This window comes from Psychroflexus planctonicus (assembly GCF_014640195.1).
GTDB classification, from domain to species: Bacteria; Bacteroidota; Bacteroidia; order Flavobacteriales; family Flavobacteriaceae; genus Psychroflexus; species Psychroflexus planctonicus.
In genome coordinates this window covers 1-1,143 of the sequence record NZ_BMGM01000026.1, presented here as the reverse complement: position 1 = coordinate 1,143, position 1,143 = coordinate 1, and the positions used below count along the sequence as shown (strand labels likewise).

Annotated in this window: 1 protein-coding gene; it reads left to right on the top strand. The window is 29.6% G+C overall.

Annotated features, from left to right (window positions below):
- Positions 1 to 1,143 (top strand): hypothetical protein (locus tag IEV72_RS13570; RefSeq protein WP_188459661.1); only part of this gene is annotated, 1,143 nt, incomplete at both ends.

The window sequence follows — 1,143 nt, the reverse complement described above, 5'->3', positions numbered from 1 at the left end:
GATAAGCTTAATTTGAGTACTGATAACTTTTTTGAAGCTATAATTAAGAAGAAACTTTGGAAAGAACCTAGCGCTCTAGTTGTTTATGAACGCTTTTTAGGGTATTTAGATGCAGATAATATCAAAGAATTACTTGACTTAGAATTTAAGCATAAGCTAAGACTTAATCCTATCTCATTATTAGATAATAAAAAAAGAACGCTTGATAAAACTGATAAATTAGAGCTAATAAAGTACTTTTTGAGAACTGGTGAATTGCCAAAATCCTACCAGTCCAATTTATCAAATCAACTTCAGGTTTTAAAGTCTTTCATTAAATCAGACCAGAGCATTTTAAGATATCTAATCCCAGAATTTAATCAAACAGAGAATATAAGTAAGGCGGTTGTTAAGCTATCTTCAAAGTCTGTATTGTTTAAATCAGTTTTAAGCCTTTTAAAAGATAAGAACACTGATATGCATGTTCTATTAAAACCACCCTTGGAGAAATTCAAAGACGTTGCATATAGTGATGATTTTTATGTTTTAGATCTAATTTTAAAACGTTTGATAAATGGTCCTAATACCCTTAATCTTACAACTAGCATCAATTTCTTTAAAGAAATAAAACAATATAGCAAAGAACTAAGCGCTGTAATTTTTGAAAATGGGACTCGTTTATTAGATGATGGTAAAATATCTATGAGGAGTGTTGTAGCTCAGGCTTTAGATTTTTACCATAAGAAGGAAGATCGTATTTCTGAAGATGAAGAATCTTATCAGCTACATAACGAAACCTTAGCTGTCTGGTCAAAGTCCAAATCAACAGATGCTGAAGATGCCTTTGATTTTATAGATTCGAAAATTGCATTAAAGGACTATAAATTCATTAGAACAATCTTTGAGAATAACCATATAAAAAATAAACTATTAGATCAATTCATCAAGGCTGAATTAACTAAAAAAAATGAGCTTTTAACTATACTTGAAGCTGAAAAAGCTAAGTCGTTTTCTTTAACTAGCATTTTACAGGATATAGATAAGCTTAATTTGAGTACTGATAACTTTTTTGAAGCTATAATTAAGAAGAAACTTTGGAAAGAACCTAGCGCTCTAGTTGTTTATGAACGCTTTTTAGGGTATTTAGATGCAGATAATATCAAA